The organism is Arthrobacter sp. AD-310, assembly GCF_054656615.1.
In genome coordinates, this window is record NZ_BAAHNO010000010.1 from 308,195 (window position 1) to 324,646 (window position 16,452).

Below are 16,452 nucleotides of genomic sequence, written 5' to 3' on the forward strand. Positions count from 1 at the left end.
GAAAACAACATAATGCTGTTAGGCTGGATTTGCACCTACAGAGAGGGAGCAATGATGCTTCTCGAACGAGACCTCATCCAGTCCGTCGGCTTCCGCAACGTCACCGAAAACGGTCGAGTCACAGGCTTCCAGTTCCGGGTCCGCATGCCGTCCTACCGCGGCATGGCGGCTTCGCTGATCGACGGCATCGCCGTCCGCGTAGGCAGCATTGTCGACGTCGGCCCCGAGGTTCCGCTGTGGACGTTCGGCGGGCAGACCTATACGCTGCAGCAGCTCTGGGAGAGCGACGGCGTGCGCTGGCCGCTTGAGGAGGCGGCGGTGGTCACGGTTCCCTACGACGGCGGCCTGCCGCAGGGGGTCCACGAGCTCACCATCGAGCTGCGCCTGCGGATGTCCTACATTCCCGTGGAGCACCAGCCCACAATCCAGCGTGCCGGCCGGGCGGTCACCCTTGCGCCGGAAGGCGGCGATGGCACCTTCCGCTACGGGGTTTCCCTCTACAGCTTCATGGGCGACTACGGCACAGCGATGGACCTGGAGACGGCACTCGCCGCAGTGGCCGATGTCGGTGCCACCGGCGTCGAAATCCTCGGGGAGGGGCACGTCCCCGGCTATCCGGAGCCGTCGCCGGCCTGGGTGGACAGCTGGTTCAGCCTGCTGGAGAAGTACTCGCTGGAGCCCACCAACTACGGTTCCTGGATCGACACGCGCCTGCATCCCGGGCGGTCCATGACTGCCGCCGAGGGTGCGGCTGCGCTCCAGCGTGACCTGCGGCTTGCCCATCGGCTCGGTTTCGGCTTCGTCCGGCCCAAGATCGGCGTCGTCTCCAGCGACCTGGTGCCGGACCCCATCTGGACCGAATCGGTGGAGCGCTCCTTGGACCTCGCCCACGAGCTGGGCATCATCATCTGCCCGGAGATCCACTCGCCCACGCCCATCAAGCACCCGGTGGTGGATGATTACATCGGCCTGATCGAGCGGACCGGCACCAAGAACTTCGGCCTCCTCATCGACACCGGGATCTTCCAGGACCGGCCAATCCCGCTGCGCGAAGGCGAAACCCGCGAAACCCGTCCCGCCTTCCTCGACGGCATCGGCGTGAATCCTGCCGACTTCGCTGACATCGCCCAGTACGTGGTGTTCATCCAGGCGAAATTCCACGACATCAACGAACAGCTTGAGGACCAGCAGATCCCTTGGAAGCCAGTGCTGCAGGCACTCAAGGATTCCGGCTACGCCGGGTACCTGTCCAGCGAATACGAGGGTGAACGCACGCCCTGGCGCGCCATCGAACAGGTGCGCCGCCAGCATGCCCTGATCCGCAGCACAGCCTCCGGGCTTTCCTGACCCATCCCATCTCCCAGCAAAGAGAACAGCCATGCCAAACGGACTCCTTGACGACGCAAGCCTGCGCACCCACCCCGAGGGTCTCGCCCTGTCCCTGACGCTTCCGTGGTACCGGAGCCTGTGGCTCTCCTCGGTCTCCAGCCTGCGCCTGACCATCGACGGCGAGGAAGTTCCGGCCGCGGACCTCTCCTTCGAGCTCGGCGGCCTCCGCTACGGGCTTGCGGACCTTCCGGCCCAGAGTGAAACCCTCTGGTACCTCCAGGACCACCCTCTGCTGATCACGAAGCGGGAAAGTCCCGTGGCGCTGGGGGAGCGGCACAAGGTCCAGCTCGCGGGTGAGCTGCGCCTGCCGTACATGCAGATTGCCCCGGGCCGGGACGGCGGACCGGGCATGTACGTTCCGAACTTCGTCAACCAGACGCTTGAGCTGACCGTCACGGACAGGGCGGCTGCGGCGCCGGCATTGACGACGGCGGTCACGCCGCCACCGCCGAAGGTGGAGAATGATCCGTTCTCGCTTGGACTCACCCTCTACTCCGCCAGCGCCGAGTTCCGCGCCGGCTGGTACGACTTCGACGGCCTGCTGAACAGGGTGGCGGAGCTGGGCATCGGACCCGGCATCGAGATCGTGGCGTCCCAGGTCCTCCCCAACTACCCGCGTGTGAGCGACGACTTCACCCGGTCCTGGCAGGAGGCCTTCGACAAGTATGGCTTCGCCGCCAGCTCCTTCGGCGCGAACCTGGACATGGGCCGCCGCCGGGACCGCGACATGACTCCCGATGAGGAGTACGAGTTCACGGAGACGCTGTTCCATGCCGCCAGGAAACTCGGATTCCCGCTGGTCCGCATCCAGAGCGCCAAGCCCGACCTCCTCCGCCGGCTCCTGCCGCTCGCCGAGGACCTGGAGCTCAAGCTCGCCTACGAGATCCACGCGCCGCTGGGGCCGAACTCGCCGGAAATCATGAAGGTGCGCGACGTCTATGCCGAGCTTGACTCACCGCTGCTGGGCTTCGTGGCCGACTTCTCCTCCACCATGCACAGCATGTCACCCACCCTGCTCCGCGCGGTCCGGCGCGCAGGCCTGGACGACGACGCCATTGTGAAGCTGCAGGCCATCTGGGCCACCGACGCGCCAATGCGGGCGCGGCAGGAAGAGTTCATCGGCTACCTGCGGGCCCGCGGCTTCGATCCTGCCCGCCTCGGCTCCTTTGCCCACCTGGCCTTCAACATGCACGGCCATGTCAGCCCGAAGGAGTGGGCGGACATCATGCCGCAGATCCTGCACGTCCACGCAAAGTTCTATGACATCGACGACCAGGGCAGCGAACCGGCCATCGACTATCCGGAACTGGTGCGGGTGTTCGTCGAGGGCGGCTACCGCGGCTACTGGTCCAGCGAATGGGAGGGCCACGCCTTCGCCGAACTGGGGGAGGTGGATCCCCTGCTGCTGGTCCGCAAGCAGCATGACCTCATCCGTAAGAGCATGCGGTCATCGCTGGCATCGGCCTGACCCTGCAGCGTCCTTTAACGCCTTTGCTGCCCGGCCTGGCCGGGCAGCAAAGGCGTTTAAGCGGAGGTCTCGGGCACGCCCGTCCAGACCTCCGCCTAACTTATGTCTGCTATCTGCAATACTTATGTGCGTTTTCTGCACATGTCCCCCATACTTGGAAGTGACCGGGGTCACGGCTCCGGAAATTCTTCGACAAAGAAGTCAGAAAGGCTGGACATGTCACAGCACCGTCGCTCCCTGGGCCTGAAGGCCGGCGCCCTCGCCGTCCCCACCATCGCAGCCCTCGTTCTTACCGGCTGCTCAGGCTCCGCCGGCAGCACCTCCGCTTCAGGCGGTACGCAGGAATTTTCGCTGTCCTTCGCCACCTCCAACACCATCGAAAGCCCCTTCCAGGTACTCGCCGAGAAGTACATGGAGGCCAACCCCAACGTGAAGGTCACATTCAACCCGCTGCCCAACGACTCCTACGACCAGACCCTGCGGACGCAGCTCCAGGCCGGAAACGCCTCCGACATCGTGGTTACCTCACCCGGAAGCGGCCAGGGGCGCAGTATCCTGCCGCTGGCGGAGGCCGGGTTCCTTGAGCCCTTGGGCGATTCGGCGAAAGAGCTCCTCCCGGAAGGGAGCGCCAAGACTTTCGGCCCGGATGGCAAGGTTTTTGGCCAGGCAACAGCCATCACGGTGTCTGCACTGGTCACCAACGAGGCTGCGGTTAAGGCGGCCGGGGAGTTTCCCACCGACTTTGGGTCCCTTGAAGAGCAATGCAAAGCCTTGGAATCCTCGGGGAAGTCCCTCTTCGCCCTTGCCGGTGCAGCACCCCCCAACACGGGCCTTACCGCGATGTCCCTGGCAGCCTCCCGTGTCTACGGGGAAGACCCCCAGTGGAACGAAAAGCGCGCCGCCAAGGAGGTCACGTTCGCGGACTCCGAGGGCTGGAAGTCAGCGCTGGAAGCAGTCAACACCCTGAAGGACGCGGGATGCTTCCAGAAGGGGGCCGCCGGTGCCGGTTTTGACGCCATTACGAAGGGCCTTGCCAGTGGTACGGCAGTGGCAGGATTCATCCCGGCCACGAGCTGGAAGCAGCTGCAGTCAGCTGCGGCGGGCTCCGAATTCGGGGTACGTGCGCTTCCGGCGGAAGAGGGCTCGGGTAAGGAGTACCTGTACGCCAGTGCCAACTACGCGTTCTCCATCAACGCTGCCTCCAAGAACAAGGAAGCAGCCAAGGCTTTCCTGGAGTGGGCAGCCGAGCCCGAGCAGACCAAGGCTTTTGCCGAGATCGACGGCGCCCTCCCGGTCAGTGGACTCGAAAGCTACGACTTCGAGGGCGGTGCCTACAAGAACGTCGGGGACCTGATCAAGGACGGAAAGTACGGCCCGCTGCCGAACATCCTGTGGCCGAACTCCGCGGTCTACGACGCACTTGCCACCGGTGTCCAGGGCATCATCACGGGGCAGAAGACGCCTGACCAGGTGCTGCAGGCAATGGACGCAGCCTGGGGATAACGGACCCGATCAATCAACGTTCTACCGGCCCAACGGGATAAGCAAGGATCTATCATGACTGCGACGATGCAACCGAAAACGGAAGCAGCCAAAGCACCCCGGCGGGGCCGGCGCGCTCCGGGGACGGGTGACGACACCCGCCCCCGGGGCCGCGGACTGCAGTTTGGACACTGGTGGTGGGCGCTGCCCGGAATCGCCCTTGTCTTCGCCATCCACTATGTGGCAACAGGAATCGGCGGCTTCTTCGCCTTCACCAACTGGACGGGCATCGGCGCGTTCAAGATCGTTGGCTGGCAGAACTTCGAGGCCATCTTCAAGGACCCGGCCAAGGTCGGCGCCGTGACCAACACCCTCTTCCTGGCCTTCGGCTCGGTGTTCCTGGGCAACGTCGCGGGACTTGTCATCGCCCTGGGTTTGAACCGGATCGTCAAAACGCGGTACATCCTCCGCACCCTCTTCTTTATGCCCGTGGTCCTCAGCCCGCTGGCCACCGCCTACATCTGGAAGTACATCTTCGACTTCGACGGGCCCATCAACGTCTTCCTCACCTCGATCGGTGCCGGCGACCTGGCCAAGCCCTGGCTCGCGGACCCGCAGTGGGCCATCTGGACCGTACTGGTAGTGCTGGTGTGGGGCTCCACCGGGTTCGCCATGGTCATCTTCATGGCAGGACTTGCAAGCGTTCCGGTGGAGGTGGAGGAAGCGGCCGCCATTGACGGAGCCAACCTCTGGCAGCGCTTCGTCAACGTCACGCTCCCGGCGATCCGCCCCGCCGTCGCCATCGCCACCACCCTGGGCATCGTCCAGGGGCTCCGGGTCTTCGACCCGATCATGGCCCTGACCGGCGGCGGACCCTCCGGTGCCACCGAGACCCTGGCCACCCAGGTCTACAAGCAGGCCTTCGCGCTCGGGAACTTCGGCGGCGGCGCCGCCCTGGCCCTGGTGCTCGCCGTCATCATCCTGTTCTTCGCCGTCATCCAGCAGCGGCTGACCCGGCAGAACCCGGAGGACTAAGACATGTTCCGCTACACCAAACTCACCCTGCTCCGCGAAGTCGGCCTCTGGGCCCTGGCCCTGGTTTTCCTCGCGCCGTTCTACTTCCTCATCACCACCGCTTTGAAGCCGGACAGCGAGATGTACACCACCTCGCCCCTGGCCCTGCCGAAAAGCCCGGACTTCAGCAACTTTGCTGACGTCCTGACCGCCACAGGCAACTCCAACGTGGTGATGGGCCTGGTCAACAGCACCATCATCACCGCCGGAAGCATCGTGGGACTGATCGCCCTGGGTTCGGTCACCGGCTACGTGATTTCCCGCAACACCCGCCGCTGGAGCAAGGCCGCCTACTACCTGTTCCTGATCGCGATCATCCTGCCCGGCCAGCTGGGTGCCGTTCCGCTGTACATGGGCGCCCGTGCCCTGGGCCTGACCGGTTCCGCCTGGGGTCTGATTGTCCTGTACACCGGCATGCTCCTGCCGCTGTCGATCTTCCTGTACTCCAACTTCTTCCGCGGCCTCGGCACCGACTACGAGGAAGCGGCCACGATCGACGGCGCCAGCAAGTCCCAGATCTTCTCCAAGGTGGTGCTGCCCATGATGGCGCCAGCCACTGGAACGGTCACCATCTTCGCCGGGCTCATCGTCTGGAACGACTTCTTCACCTCGCTGATCTTCCTCGGCGGCTCCGCAAACCAGACCCTGCCGGTGGCCATGTACTACTACATCGGTTCGCTGGTCTCGGAGTGGAACTCGATCTTCGCCATCGTGATCGTGTCCATGATCCCCATCCTTGCCCTGTTCCTGTTCGCGCAGAAGCGCTTCATCCAGGGCTTCTCCGGCGGCCTCAAGGGCTGACCCGCCAGGCGGTTACCGCGGACGCAGGGCGTTCCGCGGCAATCGCCCGCATCCAAAAACGGTCCTTCGGCCGCTCATTGCCTTAGCCAACCACACCAACTTCCAGGAGAAACCCATGTTTCAACTCGCGCCCAACATCGACCTTCTGTTCTCCGAAGCCGGCGACAATGCCGCAGACCGTGTCCGCGCCGCAGCAGCCGCAGGCTTCGACGCTGTCGAGATGTGGGGACCCACCGGCAAGGACATACCGGGCCTGAAGGCGGCCCTTGAGGAAACCGGCGTCCAACTCACCGCCCAGCTGGCGGAACCGCGCATGCAGTTCATGATCCCGCCCAAGGACCACGCCCCGTTCTACACGGGCCTGGACGCCGGCGTGGACGTGGCGCGGCAGCTGGGTTGCCCGAGGATCGTGGTGGGCAGCGGCACCGGCTTCGGCGGCCGCAAGCGCCAGGACCAGCTGGACGAACTCATCGAGATCTTCACCAGGGGCGTCGCCCACATCGCCGGTTCCGGCATCACGCTTGTCCTCGAGCCGGTGAACGTCCGCGTGGACCACCCGGGTGCGCTGCTGGACCGCACCGCCGAGGCCGTGTACGTGGCCAGGGGCGTGAACTCGCCGGACTTCGGCGTCCTCTACGACCTGTACCACTCCACCGTGGAGGGCGAGGACGTGGCCGCCGAACTCGCCAACGCCGGCGACCTGGTCAAGTACGTGCAGATCGCCGACGCCCCCGGCCGCGGCGAACCCGGTTCGGGATCCATCGACTGGTCCGCCCGCCTCGCCGACCTGGAAAACAGCGGCTACACCGGACCCATCGGACTCGAGTACTACCCGACCATCGACTCCGCCAAGTCCGTCCGCCGCATCCAGGAACTGGTGGCGCGGTGAGCAGCAGGTATCCCGCCGCCGTCGACGTCGCCATCGTCGGCAGCGGCCCCACGGCATCCGCCTACGCCCGGATCCTCAGCGAGGAAGCCCCCGGCGCCACCATCGCCATGTTCGAGGTTGGCCCCACCGTCAGCAACCCGCCGGGGGCGCACGTCAAGAACATCGAGGACGCTGACCGGCGCAGCCTCGCCCAGCGCGCCTCCGAAGGCCCGGGAGCGGGCGCTGCCACGGTGAACTCGCCCGGAGCGGTCAAGAGCGGGGAACGCCGGGCGCGTCCCGGAACCTACCTGCTGCAGGACGGCTACGCCTTCCCGGGTGAAGACGGGATGCCGGTCGCGGCGATGTCCAGCAACGTGGGCGGCATGGCCGCGCACTGGACGGCCGCCTGTCCGCGGCCCGGAGGGAAGGAGCGCATCGGCTTCCTGCCCGACCTGGAGCAGCTCCTGGGCGAGGCCGACCGCCTCCTCGGAGTCACCACGCACGCCTTCGACGGCGCCCCCTTCTCCGACCTCGTCCGTGAACGCCTCGCCGCCGCCGTCGACGACGGCCGCGCGCCCGCCTTCCGCGTCCAGCCCATGCCGCTCGCCGTCCACCGGCGGAAGGACGGCCGCCTGGTCTGGTCCGGATCCGACGTCGTGATGGGCGATGCAACCCGCAACAACCCGCAGTTCGAACTCTTCGATGAATCCCTGGTCACCCGCGTGCTGGTGGAGGACGGCGCCGCGGCCGGCGTCGAGGTCCAGGACCGCCGCACCGGTGCCACGTCCAGGGTGGCCGCGCGGTACGTGGTGGTGGGCGCCGACGCCCTCCGCACGCCGCAGCTGCTCTGGGCCTCCGGGATCCGTCCCGCTGCCCTGGGCCGCTACCTCAACGACCAGGCGCAGGTGGTGTTCGCGAGCCGGCTCCGCGACGTCAAGGCCGAGGACGCGCCGCGATCCGTTAACGGCGCGCTCAGTGAACAGAGCGGCGTCGCCTGGGTGCCCTACACCGACGAGATGCCCTTCCACGGGCAAATTATGCAACTGGATGCCTCACCCGTCCCGCTGGCCGAGGATGATCCCGTGGTGCCGGGCTCCATCGTGGGACTGGGCCTGTTCTGTGCCAAGGACCTCCAGCGCGAGGACAGGGTGGAGTTCGACGACGCAGCCCGCGACTCGTACGGCATGCCCGCCATGCGCATCCACTACAGCCTCACGGACAAGGACCACCAGGTACTCGGGCGCGCGAAGCAGGAAATCGTGCGGCTGGGCAAGGCCGTGGGGGAGCCGCTCGACGAGCACCCCTTCGTCCTGCCGCCCGGAGCGTCGCTGCACTACCAGGGCACCACGCGCATGGGTGAAACGGACGACGGCGGGAGCGTCTGTTCCCCGGACAGCGAAGTCTGGGACGTTCCCGGGCTTTTCGTGGCCGGCAACGGCGTCATTCCCACCGCCACCGCGTGCAATCCGACGCTGACGGCGGTAGCGCTCGCCGTGCGCGGGGCGCGGAAAATCGCGCACGACATCAGCAGCTCTTTACTTATGTATGATTCGGACATTAGGATGAGTAATTAAAGAATAAGTGCCTGACCAGCGCTTTTGATCCGGCACAGCAAAAGGCATGCCGAAGACAAGGAGGTCTCGATGATTGCCGACCGCATAATCGAGCAGGGAACACTCACCACCCAGGACGGCCGCACCGCCGTCGAAGTCCGCATCCCGTGGTACCGGGCCCTTCCGGGCTCATGCATCGCCGGCGCGGCACTGACGATCGACGGCGTTGCCGCCCCGGAAGATTCGCTGCGGTGGACCATGAACGACCGCACGTTCAGCTTCGCGGAGCTGGTGGAGGAGACCGGCGAGTGGTGGTATCCGCTGGACTCCGCCGTCCTGTCCGGCGAGCTTCCCGTGGACGACCCGCAGGCCGAGCATGAGGTCCGCGTGGACCTGAAGCTCTACATCCCCTACATCATCACCGACCACGGCGTGCTGCACATCGAAGAGCACGACACCAAGACCATGAAGGTGGCACAGCGATGACCAGCCTCGGCACCCCGATCCAGGGCGTCACCCTTTACAGCTTCACCCGGGCCTTCCACGCCCGTCAGTACGACCTTGACGGCCTCATCCGGAAGGTGGCCGCCGACGGGTTCGGCCCGGGCCTGGAAATCATCGGGTTCTCCAGCCTGCGCGGCTTCCCCGGTCACATTGACGACAACTTCGTGGGCCACTTCCGCGACCTCGTGGCCGAGGTGGACCTGGTTCCCACCTCCCTGGCCGTCAACGTGGACACCGGCATCCGCCGCGACCGGCTCATGAACCACGACGAGCTGGTCGAGTACATGCGCACGCAGATCGAGGTGGCAGCCCGGCTCGGCTTCCCGATCGCCCGTGTCCAGATCTCGCTGACCCCGGATGCCATGGAAAGCCTGCTGCCGGTCGCCGAGCAGTACGGCGTGACCCTGGCGCTGGAAGTCCACGCGGACCAGCACGGCGCCCATGAGCGTGTCCTCGCCCTGCGTGACCGCTACGAGAAGCTCAACTCCCCGCTGCTGGGATTCACCGCCGACTGGGGAGCCACCGTTACCGGCTTCGCCCCCTCACTGCTGGAGGCCTACCGCCGCCGCGGCGCCTCGGAGGACCTGCTCCGGCAGGTGGTGGAGCTGTGGAACGGCTTCTACGCCGAGGGCCCGCCCAACACCCAGAAGGTCCACGGTGAACGCTTCGGAGCCTTCATCGGCCTGGCCGCGCGCAACGGCCGGCCGGACCTCGGCATCGACTTCGCCATCAACGGCACCGGCCTGTTCGGCCCGGCCCCGCTGGACACCTGGCTCGAAATCATGCCCTGGGTCCGCCACGTGCACGGAAAGTTCTTCGGCATCGACGAGACCGGCGAAGAGCCCTCCGTCCCCGTGCGGGGCCTGGTCCGGCAGCTCGTCGAGAACGGCTACTCCGGCGCCATTTCCAGCGAATACGAAGGCTGGCACTGGAACAACTGGCAGGATCCGTTCGACATCATCCGGGGCGAACAGGCCGTCCAGCGCTCCGCCGCAGCCAGCGCCGGCTCCGCCATGATCACCGACGCCGCCGAAGCGCGCCGCATCCTCAACAGCCATCTCGCCCAGCCCGTCCGCGGCTGACCACGAAGGGACCCAAACACATGTCAGAAGGCATCGCAGGCTCGGGCATCGAGCTTGGCATCACCCTCTATTCGCTCACCTCGGAGTTCGCTGCCGGCGTGTACACGCCGGAGACCCTGATCAAGGCCGTCGCCGACGAAGGCCTCGGCCCGGGCGTTGAGTTCAACATCGCCCAGATGCTCCGCACCTACCCCGACGTCGACAACGACTTCGTGAAACTGTGGCGCGACAGCATGGACCGCTACGGCCTCACCCCCAGTGCCGTGGGCACCAACCTGGACATGGGCCGCCGCAAAGACCGGGACATGACCCCGGACGAGGAATACGACTTCTTCGCACGGCAGCTGAAGACGGCCAACACCCTCGGTTTCCACAAAATCGTCATCCGCTCCGCCGGGAAGGAACTCCTCCGCCGGCTGCTTCCCCTGGCAGAGAAGTACGACCAGAAGCTGGGCTACGAAATCCACGCCCCGCAGGGCCCCAACGATCCCAAGATCCTCCAGATCCGCGAAATGTACGAGGAACTCGGAAGCGACCGGCTCGGCTTCACCGCCGACTTCAGCTCCACCATGCACAGCCTCTCGCCCACGCTGTTCCGCACCCTCACCCAAATGGGCCTGCCGGAGGAGCACTTCGCCGTCATGCAGGACATCTGGCGCAAGCCCCTGCCCATGCAGGAACGGAACCAGGAGTTCGAAGACTACCTGCGGGAAAACAACTTCGACCCCGCCCGGCTGGGCCCGTTCACCCGGCTCGCCTTCAACATGCACGGCCTGGTCCCGCCGGAGGAGTGGCTGGACATCATGCCCCAGATGTTCCACGTGCACGCCAAGTTCTACGACATCGACGAAAACGGTAACGAGCCCGCCATGGACATCCCCCGGATCGTCCGCCAGTTCGTCAAGGGCGGCTACCAGGGCTTCCTGTCCAGCGAATGGGAAGGCCACGCCTTCGCCGACCTCGGCGAATCCGACCCCATCGACCTGGTCAAGAAGCAGCATGCCCTCATGCGCCAGGCCATTGAAGACGCCGTCGTTCCCGCCTGAGGAGGTTCCCGTGCCTGAAACAGCAGCAGCCGCCGTCGAAACCTCCACCGAAAACGGCCTCGCCGCCGAGGTGGAGCGCCTCCGCGCGGAACTCGCCGAAGCGCTCACGCTGGCCCGCCGGGCCAACGACAGGGGCGAAATCGAAAACCTGTTCAACCGCTACATGTACCTGCACAACGCGTTCGAGGACGACCAGATCATCCCGTTGTGGGTAAAGCCGGGAACCCCCGGGATCCGGGCGCGCTACACCAACGCCGGCCAGTACACGGACTACGAGAGCGTCATCCGCTATCACCAGGGCCGGCCGCGGCCCGAAGGCAAACTGATCCTGCACTACACCACCACGCCGGTCATCGAGGTGGCCGCCGACGGCAAGACTGCCAAGGGCGTCTGGATCATGGCAGGCAACGAATCCGGCCTCACGGACCCCGAAGTGGCCAAGGGCAGCCCGGACTACATGTATTCGCCCGGCGAGGTGCAGGGCAAGAAGGTATGGGCCCACTGGGTCTGGTGCAAATACGCGGTGGACTTCCTGCGCCAGGACGGCGAATGGAAGATCTGGAAGTTCCGCTGCTACGAGCTCCTGCGGGCGCCGTTCGAGGAGAACTGGATCAGCTTCGCCGAGAAGAACCAGCACGCGTTCGCGCTGGACCTCATGTACTTCGGCGACGACGGCAAACCGGTTTTCATGCCGCCCGCTGACGAGCCCGTCGACCGGGAGTACCATCCATACAACCCGTCCACCCGGCAGACGCTGGATCCGCTGCCCCCCGTACCGCACGACACGTTCGTCGACACTTTCAAGTAAGGAAAGCCCATGGCAACTCACAATTCCCTGTTCCAGGACACGGACGTCCGCAGGCACCCCGAGGGCATTGCCGTATCCGTGCAGCTGCCCTGGTACCGCAGCCTCTGGCTGTCCGCTGTTGACGACGTCGCGGCCACCGTCAACGGCGTGCCCATTCCCAAGGAGTCCCTCCGCTTCGAACTGCAGGGCAAGTCCTACTCCATCGCCGAACTGCCGGAGCAGTGGGAAACCCTCTGGTTCGTGGCCGACAAGCCGGACGTGATCATCCCGCTGGACCGCGTCCCCGACGCGGGCGAGGAGATCGACGTCGAGGTCATCCTCACCCTCCGCCTGCTCTACATGCAGATCGCCCCCATGCGGTACGTGGGCAACCGGGTGGCCGTGGACCGCAAGGTAGTGCTCGCATGACGACCCTGCGCGTGGCCATGATCGGCTACGGCTTTATGGGCGCCGCCCATTCCCAGGGCTGGCGCACGGCGCCGCGGGTCTTCGACCTGCCCGCCGAGCCCGAGATGGCCGTCGTTGTGGGCCGCAACGCCGAGGCCGTGGCTGCGGCCGCGGCCAAGTGGGGGTGGGCTGAGTCAGCCACCGACTGGCGCGAGGTGATCGCCCGGGACGATATCGACGTCGTCGACATTGTCACCCCCGGCGACTCGCACGCCGAGATCGCGATCGCTGCGCTCGAGGCCGGGAAGCACGTCCTGTGCGAAAAGCCGCTTGCCAACACCGTGGCGGAAGCCGAGGCCATGGCCGACGCGGCCGAGCGCGCTGCAGCCCGCGGGGTGCGGGCCATGGTGGGCTTCACCTACCGCCGGGTGCCGGCCGTGACCTTCCTCCGCAACCTGATCGCCGAGGGTGCCGTGGGCACCATCAACCACGTCCGCGCCTCCTACCGGCAGGACTGGCTGGTGGACCCGGACATGCCGCTGGCCTGGCGCCTGCAGAAGGAGCACGCCGGTTCCGGCGCGCTGGGGGACATTGGGGCGCACGCCATCGACCTCGCCCAGTTCGTCACCGGGCTGAACCTGGGGAAGGTCTCCGGTGTCATCGACACGATTGTCAAGGAACGGCCTCTGCTGGATTCCGGCAGCGGTCTGTCCGGGACCGCCGGTGCGGGCTATGGCAAGGTGACGGTGGACGACATCGCGATCTTCACCGGCCGCTTCGAATCCGGTGCGCTGGCATCCTTCGAGGCTTCGCGGTTCGCCACCGGCCGGAAGAACGCCCTGCAGATCGAGGTCTCCGGCGACAAGGGTGCGCTGGCCTTCGACCTCGAAGACCTCAACAGCGTGCAGTTCTACGACCGCACGGCTCCGTCCGACCGGCAGGGTTTCCGGAAAATCCTGGTCACCGAGGCCGGGCACCCCTACGTTTCGGCCTGGTGGCCCGCGGGGCACATGCTTGGCTACGAGCACGGCTTCTCGCACCAGGTGAAGGACCTGGTGGAGGGTATCGTGGGCGGCACGGACCCGCACCCGTCCTTCGCTGACGGGTTACGGGTGCAGCGGGTGCTCGACGCCGTCGAGCGCAGTTCGGACAATGACTCCGCCTGGACAGGCGTCGCTTCCGGCGTCCCCGTACAGGCACCGTAAGGAAGGGAACCAACGTTGGCACGACCAATCACCTTGTTCACCGGCCAGTGGGCCGACCTGCCGTTCGAGGAAGTGGCGCGGCTCGCCGGCGAGTGGGGCTACGACGGGCTGGAGATTGCCTGCTGGGGCGACCACCTGGACCCGTGGCGCTGGGACGACGACGCGTACGTGCAGGGCAAGCTGGAGATCCTGGAGCGCAACAACCTCAAGGTGTGGACCATCTCCAACCACCTCAAGGGCCAGGCTGTCTGCGACGACCCGATCGACGAGCGGCACCGCGGCATCCTGCCCGACGTTGTGTGGGGCGACGGAGACCCGGAAGGTGTCCGCCGGCGCGCCGCGGAGGAACTGAAGAACACCGCCCGGCTCGCCGCCAAGCTCGGCGTCAAGACCGTCACCGGGTTCACCGGATCATCCATCTGGAAGTACGTGGCAATGTTCCCGCCGGCCTCCGACAAGATGGTCGACGCCGGCTACCAGGACTTCGCGGACCGGTGGAACCCCATCCTGGACGTCTTCGACGAAGTGGGGGTACGGTTCGCCCACGAGGTGCACCCGTCCGAGATCGCCTACGACTACTGGACCACGCAGCGCACCCTCGAGGCGATCGGGCACCGCGAGGCCTTCGGCCTGAACTGGGACCCCAGCCACATGGTGTGGCAGGACATCGATCCCGTGGGCTTCCTGTGGGACTTCAAGGACCGCATTTACCACGTCCACTGCAAGGACACGAAGAAGCGGCTCAACAACGGCCGCAACGGCCGGCTCTCCTCCCACCTGGCATGGGCCGACCCGCGCCGCGGCTGGGACTTCATCTCCACCGGTCACGGCGACGTGCCCTGGGAGGATGCGTTCCGGATGTTGAACTCCATCAACTACCGCGGCCCGCTCTCGGTGGAGTGGGAGGACGCCGGCATGGACCGCCTCGACGGTGCCCCCGAGGCGCTGGCGTTCGTACGCAGGCTCTCCAGCTACGAGCCCTCCGCCGCCGCGTTCGACGCAGCCTTCAGCACCAAGTAGCAGCACAACAAACGGTCGACGGCCGACGGCCGGCCCGGCAGGGCCGGCCGTTTTGCCTTTGCGGACGCCCTATCACTTCCTGCCTCAGTTCCTCGGACGCCCGATCACTTCTTGCCCCAATTCGGCGGACGCTCTATCACTTTGCGGGTCATGGGTAGCCCGATGCGGTAGGCGCGGCAGAACGCCGTCGACCTTCTTGAAACTGATAGAGGGATGCGCTAGAGGTCGAAGGAAGTGATAGGGGGTCGGGTCAAAAGCGGCAGGAAATGATAGGGCGTTTGGGTTTCCTCAACCACCGGGGGTCAATGCAGCTTCCGCCAGGGCCAGGTGCTTTCGCGTCATCTCCGTGGGATCGTCCCGCAGCCACTCGTGGCCGCCCCATTCGCTAGTCAGGGTGCCCGCGAAGCCGTGCCTGCCCAGGAGGCTGCCAAGGTCACGCAGCGGCTGCGACACCCGCCCGCCGTCGTCGTCCAAATCCCAAAACTTCAGGTGGAACGCGCCCACCAGCGGCAGGAGGCCCTCCAGGTCCGCGGCCTCGCTGCGGCCGAACCGGATCAGCAGGTTCATAAAGAGCGTGTGGATGCGCGGTGGAACCCCGCCCGAGCGCAGCAGCGCCGTCACGGCATCAAGGGTGAACGGATCACGCCACTCATTCTCCAGCCGCCTCATGAGCGCAGCGTCCACGCCGGCGCGGCGCAGCTCGTCGAGATAGGTCACGGGCAGCGCCGGCATCAGCATGCTGATGTCCACGAGGACGCGGACATGGGCGTCGCCGAGCCCGGCGATCTCGTCCAGTGCAGGTGCGACGGCGGGATTCGCCGGGCTCTGCTGCCCCTGGATCTCCTCATACAGCACCAGGTCCAGCTCATGGAGCAAGGGGAGCAACCGCCGGAGGAGTTCGCCGCCCGCCTGTCCGATCGGCAGCCGGACGCCGTCGGCCCCTACCCGCCGGGCGGCCTGCAGCTGGGGGAGCAGGAAATCGACGCGCTCCTGTAAAGAGCGGCGGTCCGTGGGCGAGGTGAAGTCGTCGAGGCTGGCGCCCACCATGCTGATGCTCCCGCCCGCAGCAGCCAGGCTATCCCGCAGGGCGTCCACTTCAGCGTCCCGGGGGTCAGGGAAGGAGCGCCACACGAGGCCGGGCTCAAGTTCTATTGTTTGTGCGGTGCCCGCAATGCCGGTCACGATCTCCGCGGCGGTCCGGCGGGCCGAGATAATCTCCGGCGCCCAGTTGAAGGAGCTGGCGCAAAAGGTCCAGCCGGCAGGAATTTCGGGGGCCATATGCCGCCTTCCCAGTTACGCTTGTTAACGACAAACTTATGTCATTTTCAGGATAAAGGATGCCAGTCATGTTGGAAACAGCATTGCGCAAAGACGCGTTGACCATTACCGCCGCGGGCTTCGAGCTCAGGGTCGGCTTGCCTTGGATACGGTCGATGCCACTTTCCAGTGTCAGCGGCCTGGCGGTAGAGATCGACGGCGGTCGCACACCGCAGGCGGACCTCTCCGTAATGCTGGGGGACCGGCGGGTTGCCGCGGAGAAGTTGCCGAAGGAGCGTGCCTGGTGGTTTATCCAGGACCGCCTGGTGCTGGCGGGCGGGTGCAGGCTTGAACCCGGGGTTCACGCCGTCTCCGTGGACTTCCAGCTTCTGGTGCCCTACCTGCAGGCGCGACCTGGTTCGCCATTGGTCCTGCCGTTCCACCTTGAGGCACAGCTGGATACACGTCGGCCATCGGCGGCGACCGCCTCCCGCGACGTGGCCTGAGC

At 66.1% G+C, this 16,452-nt stretch carries 16 protein-coding genes; 15 read left to right on the forward strand and 1 reads right to left on the reverse strand.

The window, feature by feature from the left end:
• Positions 1 to 54: 54 nt before the first annotated feature.
• From ACYQ1Z_RS08010 to ACYQ1Z_RS08075, 14 genes are all read left to right on the forward strand, one after another.
• The gene (locus ACYQ1Z_RS08010) at positions 55 to 1,347 is read left to right on the forward strand and encodes a C-glycoside deglycosidase beta subunit domain-containing protein (protein WP_459791960.1); all 1,293 of its coding nucleotides are present in this window, start codon (positions 55 to 57) and stop codon (positions 1,345 to 1,347) included.
• Positions 1,348 to 1,378: 31 nt separating this feature from the next.
• Entirely contained in the window at positions 1,379 to 2,857 is a 1,479-nt protein-coding gene (locus tag ACYQ1Z_RS08015; protein WP_459791961.1) for a C-glycoside deglycosidase beta subunit domain-containing protein, read from the forward strand.
• A gap of 216 nt (positions 2,858 to 3,073) precedes the next feature.
• The gene (locus ACYQ1Z_RS08020; RefSeq protein WP_459791962.1) at positions 3,074 to 4,360 is read left to right on the forward strand and encodes an ABC transporter substrate-binding protein; all 1,287 of its coding nucleotides are present in this window, start codon (positions 3,074 to 3,076) and stop codon (positions 4,358 to 4,360) included.
• Between the two features lie 54 nt (positions 4,361 to 4,414).
• The gene (locus ACYQ1Z_RS08025) at positions 4,415 to 5,374 is read left to right on the forward strand and encodes a carbohydrate ABC transporter permease (protein WP_459791963.1); all 960 of its coding nucleotides are present in this window, start codon (positions 4,415 to 4,417) and stop codon (positions 5,372 to 5,374) included.
• 3 nt (positions 5,375 to 5,377) lie between these two features.
• Positions 5,378 to 6,214, forward strand: a complete 837-nt coding sequence (locus ACYQ1Z_RS08030) for a carbohydrate ABC transporter permease (protein ID WP_459791964.1) — start codon at positions 5,378 to 5,380, stop codon at positions 6,212 to 6,214.
• A gap of 115 nt (positions 6,215 to 6,329) precedes the next feature.
• Positions 6,330 to 7,103: a TIM barrel protein gene (locus ACYQ1Z_RS08035; protein ID WP_459791965.1), complete on the forward strand. Its 774-nt coding sequence runs from the start codon at positions 6,330 to 6,332 to the stop codon at positions 7,101 to 7,103.
• Positions 7,100 to 8,656: a GMC oxidoreductase gene (locus ACYQ1Z_RS08040; protein ID WP_459791967.1), complete on the forward strand. Its 1,557-nt coding sequence runs from the start codon at positions 7,100 to 7,102 to the stop codon at positions 8,654 to 8,656. The genes ACYQ1Z_RS08035 and ACYQ1Z_RS08040 overlap by 4 nt, the downstream gene beginning before the upstream one ends.
• 69 nt (positions 8,657 to 8,725) lie before the next feature.
• On the forward strand, positions 8,726 to 9,121 hold the full coding sequence (locus ACYQ1Z_RS08045; protein ID WP_459791968.1) for a C-glycoside deglycosidase beta subunit domain-containing protein: 396 nt from the start codon (positions 8,726 to 8,728) through the stop codon (positions 9,119 to 9,121).
• Entirely contained in the window at positions 9,118 to 10,221 is a 1,104-nt protein-coding gene (locus tag ACYQ1Z_RS08050) for a sugar phosphate isomerase/epimerase family protein (protein WP_459791969.1), read from the forward strand. Before ACYQ1Z_RS08045 ends, ACYQ1Z_RS08050 begins: the two co-directional genes overlap by 4 nt.
• A gap of 20 nt (positions 10,222 to 10,241) precedes the next feature.
• Positions 10,242 to 11,267, forward strand: a complete 1,026-nt coding sequence (locus ACYQ1Z_RS08055; RefSeq protein WP_459791970.1) for a sugar phosphate isomerase/epimerase family protein — start codon at positions 10,242 to 10,244, stop codon at positions 11,265 to 11,267.
• A 10-nt stretch (positions 11,268 to 11,277) separates the two neighbouring features.
• Positions 11,278 to 12,075, forward strand: a complete 798-nt coding sequence (locus ACYQ1Z_RS08060; protein ID WP_459791971.1) for a nuclear transport factor 2 family protein — start codon at positions 11,278 to 11,280, stop codon at positions 12,073 to 12,075.
• Positions 12,076 to 12,084: 9 nt separating this feature from the next.
• Positions 12,085 to 12,483 (forward strand): C-glycoside deglycosidase beta subunit domain-containing protein, encoded by a 399-nt coding sequence (locus ACYQ1Z_RS08065; RefSeq protein ID WP_459791973.1) that lies wholly within the window; start codon positions 12,085 to 12,087, stop codon positions 12,481 to 12,483.
• Entirely contained in the window at positions 12,480 to 13,667 is a 1,188-nt protein-coding gene (locus tag ACYQ1Z_RS08070; RefSeq protein ID WP_459791974.1) for a Gfo/Idh/MocA family protein, read from the forward strand. The genes ACYQ1Z_RS08065 and ACYQ1Z_RS08070 overlap by 4 nt, the downstream gene beginning before the upstream one ends.
• Positions 13,668 to 13,682: 15 nt before the next feature.
• The gene (locus ACYQ1Z_RS08075) at positions 13,683 to 14,687 is read left to right on the forward strand and encodes a sugar phosphate isomerase/epimerase family protein (protein ID WP_459791975.1); all 1,005 of its coding nucleotides are present in this window, start codon (positions 13,683 to 13,685) and stop codon (positions 14,685 to 14,687) included.
• A 288-nt stretch (positions 14,688 to 14,975) separates the two neighbouring features.
• Here ACYQ1Z_RS08075 and ACYQ1Z_RS08080 read toward each other — a convergent pair whose 3' ends face one another.
• Positions 14,976 to 15,965, reverse strand: a complete 990-nt coding sequence (locus ACYQ1Z_RS08080) for a restriction endonuclease subunit R (RefSeq protein WP_459791976.1) — start codon at positions 15,963 to 15,965, stop codon at positions 14,976 to 14,978.
• A gap of 68 nt (positions 15,966 to 16,033) precedes the next feature.
• Between ACYQ1Z_RS08080 and ACYQ1Z_RS08085 the strand changes: the two genes are divergently transcribed.
• On the forward strand, positions 16,034 to 16,450 hold the full coding sequence (locus tag ACYQ1Z_RS08085; protein WP_459791977.1) for a C-glycoside deglycosidase beta subunit domain-containing protein: 417 nt from the start codon (positions 16,034 to 16,036) through the stop codon (positions 16,448 to 16,450).
• The last annotated feature ends 2 nt before the right edge of the window (positions 16,451 to 16,452 follow it).